Consider the following 8131-nt stretch of genomic DNA (forward strand, 5'->3'; position numbering starts at 1 on the left):
CGTCCGGCCTGCCCGCGTCGTCGGGCAAGCCGGACGGAGGGAACGTTAGGGTCTCGGTGCGGTTGCGGCCGCTGTTGTTCCGAAGGCTGGAACCAATCGGGCGGGAACGTACCCTGAATGTCAGCGCGCTGTGACCGCCGTTACAGTGGATTTCCGCGGGGTCGGCGGAGCGAAGATTGCGGAGGCCCGATGATGCAAATGGAAGAAGACAAGCGCGACACCGGCGGTGCGGGGAGTTCCCCGCCTTCGATCCTGGCGAAGGCGTTCTCGATCATCGATGCGTTCAACGAGCGCGATCGGGTTCTGACCCTGACACAGATCAGCAGAAAGACGGGCCTGCCCAAGTCGACGGTGCACAGATTGCTGCAGCGGTTGGGTGAGCTGGCGGTGATCGAGGAACACGGCGCGGGGTACCGGCTCGGTATCCGGCTGTTACGGCTGGTTTCTTCCATGCCGGTGGACGGCATGCGCGAGGTTGCGCTGCCGCACTTGGCGCAATTGCAGGCCTGGTCGAAGGAATCCGTGCACTTCGGCGTCCTCAGGGGTAACGAAGTCGTCGTGCTGCAGGCGCTGTTCGCGGTGAACCACGCGCGACCCATCGGGGAGGTGGGCACCCGGATCCCCGCGCACCTGTCCGCGATGGGCCGGGCGATGATGGCGCATCTGCGGGAAGAGGAACTCACCGAACTGCTGGCCGGACCTCTGGTCGGACTGACCCCGAAGTCGATCACGGATCCGGTCCGAATTCGCCACGAGTTGAAGCACGTTCGGGTGTCGGGAGTTGCAGTGCAGAAGGACGGGGTGGTTCTGGGCCTGGGTAACATCGCCGCGCCCGTGCTGATCAAGGGCCGGCCGATGGGTGCCGTCGCCGTTCAGTTCGACTCGGCGAAGGAGGTCTCGGAGTCGGTGATCAACGCCGTCAAACTGACTGCTCACCGCATCTGCCGTGACACCACCCAGATGCTCGCCCAGGGTAGGGCGGATCTCTTTCCGTTCGACGACTGACGCCGCGTTCCGGGCACTGGAACTTGCTGTGCGTGTGGCGTGCGCACGTCACACGATGGGGAGCGATACCCGCGGCGCGTGTGACGGCGCCGAGGCGCCACCTCAGAAAGGACGGCCAATGGGAGACTTCCTCGCTCTCGGCATGACCCACTACCCGCTGTTGGCGGGAACCGACGAGCACATGGCAGGTCTGCTGCGATGGACTCTTACCGACCCGGACATCCCCGTCGAGGAGAAGGACCCGGCCCACTGGCCGGACCGTATGCGTCGTGAGTGGTCCGACGACGGTGGAACCGCCGCCGCAGCGGCGCATCGTGGGGAGTTGGTGGCGAATCTGGCTCGGGTGCGTGACGCGGTCGACGAGTTCGCGCCCGACGTCCTCGTGGTGTGGGGCGACGACCAGTACGAGAATTTTCGCGAGGAGGTGGTGCCACCGTTCTGCGTGCTCGCCTACGGAGACCTCGAGGTGCCCGCCTTCGAGGTGATGAACGAGCGAGGCAGTCCGAACTTCTGGGGGAAGCCGGACGATTTCGAGATCATGATGCATGGTGACGCGTCGGGGGCCAGGACACTCGCCGACGGCTTGATCGAGCGCGGATTCGACATGGCCTATTCGTACAAGAAGCGCACCGCCGCACATTTTCCGCACGCGATCCTGAATACGCAATTGTTCCTCGACTACGCCAACGCCGGCGCCGAGATATCGTATCCGTTCATCCCGATGACGGTCAATTGCTATGGGCAGCACGCCATCGCGCGTAAAGGTGGATTGGCGAGGTTCGCCGACATCGAATCGGAGGTTCTCGACCCCTCGGGTCCGACGCCGGAACGGTGTTTCCAAGTCGGCCGGGCGGTCGCGCAGCATTTCCGCGACCGCGATCTCAGGGTGGCGTTCGTCGCCTCCTCGAGTTGGTCGCACGCCTTCCTGGCCGACAAGCTGTGGCACATGCGTCCCGATACCGAAGCCGACCTGCGTATATACAAGGCGCTGCGCGAGGACGACTTCGCGCTGATGCGCAACTACACCAGCGCAGAGGTCGTCGATGCCGGCCAGCACGAAATTCTCAACTGGTTCTGTATGCTCGGTGCGGTCGAGGAGCTGGGCTTGCGCCGTGACTGGTCGGATCTCGTGGTGACCGACGTCTTCAACTCCAACAAGGCATTTGCCGTGTACTCGGGGTAGATCAGCGTACACGCAATCAGCTGATCGGTCATACCATTGGACGATAGCCGGGAGATCGGGCTACACTGCAGAGTGATGCCAGTCACAACAAACATGTCGAGTGGTGCGCCGATGCGGCCGGAGGTGTGACGAGAAGGTGAGCTGGACGAAGACGTCAAAGGATCCTGATCGAGCGGATCTCGTGCACCAAGCAGCGGACTGTATCGGTATGGCCGAGAAGCTATTGGTCGACCACGAGCTCAACCCCGACGCCGACTCTCCCACGTTGTCGGTGTCTCTTGCAGCGGCACGAGGTCGCCTCGTCGACGCGCTGACCGAGGGGCGGCTCGCCGAGACCGATATCGGAGACGCTTGCCGGGTTCTCGTCGACATCGAACGTGTTCAGGAGCAGTTGGCGAGAACCGAGGCGATTCGCCGGATCGCGGAGCTGGGCGAGGTGCACGACGCTGCGGTGACGCTTCGGGGACTTTCCCCGCGACAGATCATCGAGGCGGCACCGGAGGTGGTGTGTACACAATTGCCCTTCGCGCGCTCGATGGTCTCCGCTGTGTCCGGTTCTCTGTGGCAGCCTCGCCGTCTCTATCTGCGGCCCGAGCTCGACGGCTCGCCTCTCGATTTCTCCGACTACGTCGACTCTGCGGTGTTGTCCCTGGCCGAAGCGCCTCTGGAAACCGAGCTGGTCCGACGCCGGGTTCCCGCGCTGGTCGCTGCCCCGGCCGACGACGACCGCACACACAAGGAGATCGTCAGCCGATCCCGGTCGTCGGCATACGTCGCGGCGCCGGTCATGTCCGCAGGCAAGGTCATCGGACTGCTCCACGCCGACCGGCCAGGGTCGGAGCATGTTCTCGATCCCGACGACCGGGATCGGCTGGACACCTTCGCGACCATTCTGGCCATCGTGTACGAGCAGGCGGTGCTGAAGCATCGAATTCAACTGCAGCGTGCCCGGGTGGAGGAGTCGTTCGACGCAACCCAGACGATGCTGGACCGGATCTCGAAGGCGGATGCGATTCTCTCGCATCAGGCCGCCGCGCCGGTCGAGAGTTCCAGCGATGATCCCGGGGAGAATCGGGTGCTCGAGATCAACAGTGTGCTGACCGTCCGGGAGCGCGAGATCCTGTCCCACCTGGCAACCGGGGCCACCAACAATCAGATTGCACAGGCGCTGGTCATCTCCGAGGGCACCGTGAAGTCGCATGTGAAATCCGTGCTCAAGAAACTGCACGCACCGACTCGTGCCGCGGCGACGGCTCTCTACTCGAGTCAGGCCCGACGAGCGCGATGACAGGGAAGACGGAGGGGCGAGCGACCGTCAGGTCGACGACCGACCGCGAGTTGTCACACGCGGTCATCGTTCTCCTCGATCGGTTGCGCGACGAGTACGGCGTCGGCCCCCGCTCCCACGAGATCCGCATTGTCTCGCTCGGTACTCAGATGGCGCTCCTCGACGAGGCCACCGAATCGGCACTTGCGACGTTCCCCGAGCTCGGCCCCGAGCAGCAACGAGCGCTCGGTCGCCTCATCGTCGACCTTCAGGACACGCGCAGCCGGATTCGCACAGTGCGCGAGGGCCCGGGGCACATCGTGCAACCCGCCGAGTTCGCCAGCGCGATCCGGCGGCTGCGGGGCTCGGAGTCCGTTGCCGGTCTTCGCAAACGAATCTGCTTCGAGGCTGCGAATGCAGCGCGACTCGACCGGATACTCCTGTCCGAGGTGCACAACGGCTCGTGGACGGCGCTCGAGCTCCACAGCTCGACGAGGTCGGACGAGGTCCTGAGTTCCTTGCAGGCGTTACCCCTCGGTTTCGAATCAGCCGAGAGCCGGGCGTGTAAGACCAGATCCGCGGTACTCGCCGGGCCGAACGCTGACGTTCGGCCGAGTGCCGAGGTCGCGCAGATGCTCGCCGCCGACTCCTATGTGGTTGCCCCGATTACCGTGTCGACCGGTGTCATCGGTCTCGTGCACGGCAGTCGACCTTCCGGGGACCCGGTGAACGTTGTGGTCCGGGACATGCTCGGGGCGTATGCCCGCGGTTTCGGGACGTTGTTCGAACGGGCGATGCTGGCCGATCGCCTCAGTGAACAGAAGGATGTGATCGTCCAACGCCTGCAACAGGAAGCCCGCGAAGCCGAGTTTCTCGAACACGCGGATGTCAGTTTCCTCGACGAGACCTCGGCCGAGCAGGTTTCGGCGTTGCCTGGTACGCCCCACGACGATCTGAATCCCGCCGCGCTGGAATCGCTGACGACGCGTGAGCGGGAGGTGTTCACGTTGCTGGTCCGGGGCGCATCGAACGCCGAGATCGCGAACGAACTCGTCATCAGCATCTTCACGGTGAAGACGCACGTCAAGAAGATACTTCGCAAGCTGGGCGCCATGAACCGGTCCGAGGCGATCTACCGCTATCTGGCGATGACCGGCCAACGGTGAACAGGTGCCGAAAGTCTCACGCGCGCAGGCAGACCATCTTGGTAGGTGACGGACTCACCACATACACGAATACCGCCCCCCTTGCCTCGGCAAAGGGGACGGTCCTGTGTCCTGGTCGGGATCTAGTCGCCGGCAACCGCTTCGGCAGCTTGCTTGCGGAGGAGGAATTTCTGAATCTTTCCGGTCGCGGTGGTGGGGAGTTGATCGACGACTACCAGCTTCTCGGGAATCTTCTGCACCATGGCCTTGCGCTCGATGCGCAGGAAGTCGGCAATTTCGTCGAGAGTTGGTCCGGGACCGTTGGCAACGACGAAGGCGCATACCTTCTCGCCTAGACGCGCGTCGGGCATCGACACAGCTGCAGCCGCGGTGATGCGCGGGTGCGCCAGGAGGTGCTCCTCCACCTCCCGCGCCGAGATGTTCATGCCGCCGCGGATGATGAGGTCCTTGATTCGTCCCGTGACCCGCAGATAGCCGTCTTCGTCGACGCGGCCGAGATCACCCGAGGAAAGGAACCCACGTGAGTCGACCGACGCGGCCGTGCGCTCGGGGTCGCGCCAGTACCCGAGGAAAATGCCCGGTCCTCCGTAGAAGATCTGGCCCTCCTCGCCGGCCGGTACGGTGGTGCCTTCCTCGTCGCGGATCTCGAGACCGACACCATCGAACGCACGCCCGTCTGAGGAGAGCACCTTCTCGAGGGGATCGTCGACACGCACTGCCGTCACCAGCAGTCCTTCGCTACTGCCGTATACCGGCAACAGTGTGCAGTCAGGTAGTGCCGTCTTCCATTTCCGAAGAAGGGTTTCGGGTATCGGTGCGCCGGCGCTGACCCAGAGTCGCATCGCGCTGACGTCGTAGTCGGCACCGGATTCGATGGCCCCGAGTGCCATCTGGAGGAATGGTGTCGCGGCCATGCTCACTGTCGTCTTGAATTCCGCGATACGCCGGAGTCCCTCGTTGGGCTCCCACACGTCGAGAAGGTGGATCCCGCTTCCGAGGATCAACGGAGTCGCCACTCCCACGGCCAGGCCTGTCGCGTGGGTGATGGGAGAGGGCATGAACATCACGTCGTCCGGGTTCAGCCCCATCACCTGCCCGCCGAGCCCGTGGACGGTGAAAGACAGTGTGTTGAAGGTATGTTGACAGCCTTTCGGCCGCGACTCGGTTCCCGAGGTGTAGATGATGGCGTGAGCGGCATCGGCGGGTGGTGGTGGTCCGAGTTCGTCGTCGCCGGGTGCATCGTCGCCGGCAATCAGGTCATCGAAGACGATCTCGTCGGCGCCTGCCGTCCCGCGCACGACGACGACCTGTTCGAGTCCGGGTACATCCTTGCGCACCTCGGCGAGCATGTCCGTGTATCGGAACTTGCGGAATTCCTCGGTGACGAAGGAGATTTTGGCTCCGGAGTGCTCCAGTACGTAGCGCACCTCGTCGTGCCGGTACACCGGCATGGTCGGCACGAGGACGGCGCCGATCCGGGCGAGTGCCACATAGATGACGACGAACTCGTTCCAGTTGGGCAACTGGACCTGAACGCGGTCACCCCGTTCGACGCCGAGCGTCTGCAGGGAGGCCGCGAGACGGTACGCCTGCGCTCGAAGTTCGCCGCGCGTGAGAGTTCCGTAGCCGTCGGTGACGGCGACGAAGTCCGGATCGGTCTCCGCCCACCGGTCCACGTATTGGGTCAGGCTCTCGTCGCGCCAGTACCCGTTCGATCGGAACGCCTCGAGGGTGCTCGCACTGTAGCGGTCCTCGGGGAGTATCGCTCCCGCGTGTTCCATGACATCCATGTGCGGATCCTTGCTTTCAGGTGCCTTTCCTCGTCGGGAGACAGGCCGAAGTGTTTGGTCAAACCATAATGCCGACCGGGAGGGGAGGAAAGGTACGAAACGGACTTCTTTTCATCCTCCGGGGTGAGGAAAATATCCCGTTGAGATGAGTGTGCGGAAGGTGCGGGCCCGCAGTGTGCCGCGCCCGCACCCGCGCGTCACAAGTAGATCGACTTCGGCACGAGATAGGCGGACAGGGCTTCTGGACCCAATTCGCGCCCGAGACCACTGGCTTTGACACCACCAAAGGGTGCCGTCGGATCGGGAAGGTAGCCGTTGATACCGATCGTTCCGGTCTGGATACGCCGGGCCACGGCGACACCGTGATCGTGATCAGCGGTGAAGACGGTGCCACCGAGACCGAAGTCGCTGTCGTTCGCGATGCGGACGGCGTCCTCGTCGTCGCGGTACGAAATGATCGACAGCACCGGGCCGAAGATCTCTTCCTGGGCGATGCTGTAGTTGTTGTCGACGTCCGCAAAGATCGTCGGTTCCACGAACCATCCCTTGTGGAGGTCGGTGGGGCGCCCACCACCGACCGTGATGCGGGCGCCGTCGCCCTTGCCCTTCGCGATGTAGGACTCCACCCGCTCGCGCTGCCGGGCGCTGGCCATCGGTCCGATCATCGTGGTGGGTTCGAGGGAACTTCCTACGGTCAGTGACCCGGCCAGAGCGCTGAACGTGTCGACCACTTCCTGGTAGCGCGACTGTGGTGCCAGGATGCGGGTGCCGAGGTAGCAGACCTGGCCGTTGTTCAACATGGTCGCCCCGAACAGCTGCTCGCCGACGGTGGCGAGATCCAGATTCGCGTCGTCGAGGATGATCGCCGCCGACTTTCCACCGAGTTCCAACGTGACCGGCCGCAGCAGTCGGCCGCAGGCCTCGGCGATGTTGCGGCCGGCAGTCGACGACCCGGTGAACGCCACCTTGTCGATGCCGGGATGCGAGACCAGGTACGCGCCCAGTTCGCGACCGCCGGGAACGATGTTGATCACGCCGGCCGGCAGGTTCGCCTCTTCGATTGCTTCCGCGAGGACGTAGCTGTCGAGGACTGTTTCGGGGGACGGCTTGATGACGATCGTGCACCCTGCAGCGAGAGCCGGAGCGTATTTGAAGGCGGCGAGAGCCTGCGGGAAGTTCCACGGGACGATGGCGCCGACGACGCCGATCGGGGTCTTGGTGACGAGCGTCGATCCGCCGAGGAGACCCGGCCGCGTCTCCTCGAAGCTGTCGTTTGCGATCAGTCCGGCGTAGTAGCGGAGGAGGATCTGCGGGAAGACCGCCTCCAACTTCTCGGCGACGGCGACGGGCATGCCGTTCTGGGAGCTCACCGCCTGGACCATTTCGGCTGCGCGCTTGTCCAGCGCATCGGCCAGGCGCCCCAGCGCCTGTGCTCGCCGCGCCGGCTCCCACTGCGACCACCCGGCCGGGTCGTCGAATGCGCGGCGTGCGGCGCCGACGGCGGCATCCATGTCGGCTTCAACGCCGTCGGGGGCGTGGCCGACCACCTGTTCGTCGTTGGGTGAGACCACCGTGATCACGCCACTCGAGGTGGGCGCATGCCATTCGCCTCCGATGAAGAAGGCATTGTTGTTCGTGGTCATGACTGGTTCCTCTCGTCTATCTGGGTTGCGGTGCTTTGTTGCCGAGTCGTGAATTCGGACGGTGGCTTACACGGATT

Annotated in this window: 6 protein-coding genes; 4 read left to right on the top strand and 2 right to left on the bottom strand. The window is 64.2% G+C overall.

All coding sequences use genetic code 11. The features are described 5' to 3' along the window. Window positions 1–189: 189 nt before the first annotated feature. The 4 genes from ACFTZB_RS39730 (at window position 190) to ACFTZB_RS39745 (ending at window position 4621) form a co-directional block, all read left to right on the top strand. Window positions 190–1005: an IclR family transcriptional regulator gene (locus ACFTZB_RS39730; RefSeq protein WP_378440538.1), complete on the top strand. Its 816-nt coding sequence runs from the start codon at window positions 190–192 to the stop codon at window positions 1003–1005. A 118-nt stretch (window positions 1006–1123) separates the two neighbouring features. After that, window positions 1124–2188, top strand: coding sequence for an extradiol ring-cleavage dioxygenase (locus ACFTZB_RS39735; RefSeq protein ID WP_378440540.1), 1065 nt, complete (start codon window positions 1124–1126; stop codon window positions 2186–2188). 208 nt (window positions 2189–2396) lie between these two features. Beyond that, window positions 2397–3476, top strand: a complete 1080-nt coding sequence (locus ACFTZB_RS39740) for a response regulator transcription factor (protein ID WP_378440542.1) — start codon at window positions 2397–2399, stop codon at window positions 3474–3476. After that, window positions 3473–4621 (top strand): LuxR C-terminal-related transcriptional regulator, encoded by a 1149-nt coding sequence (locus ACFTZB_RS39745; RefSeq protein WP_378440544.1) that lies wholly within the window; start codon window positions 3473–3475, stop codon window positions 4619–4621. Before ACFTZB_RS39740 ends, ACFTZB_RS39745 begins: the two co-directional genes overlap by 4 nt. 122 nt (window positions 4622–4743) lie before the next feature. Here the strand turns inward: ACFTZB_RS39745 and ACFTZB_RS39750 are convergent, their stop codons facing one another. Next, complete coding sequence (locus ACFTZB_RS39750; protein ID WP_378440546.1) at window positions 4744–6411, bottom strand: AMP-binding protein; 1668 nt, start codon at window positions 6409–6411, stop codon at window positions 4744–4746. 197 nt (window positions 6412–6608) lie between these two features. Continuing rightward, window positions 6609–8054 (bottom strand): aldehyde dehydrogenase, encoded by a 1446-nt coding sequence (locus tag ACFTZB_RS39755; protein WP_378440549.1) that lies wholly within the window; start codon window positions 8052–8054, stop codon window positions 6609–6611. Window positions 8055–8131 lie beyond the last annotated feature (77 nt).

The sequence above is a fragment of the Rhodococcus sp. NPDC057014 genome, assembly GCF_042673295.1.
Lineage (GTDB): Bacteria > Actinomycetota > Actinomycetes > Mycobacteriales > Mycobacteriaceae > Rhodococcus_F.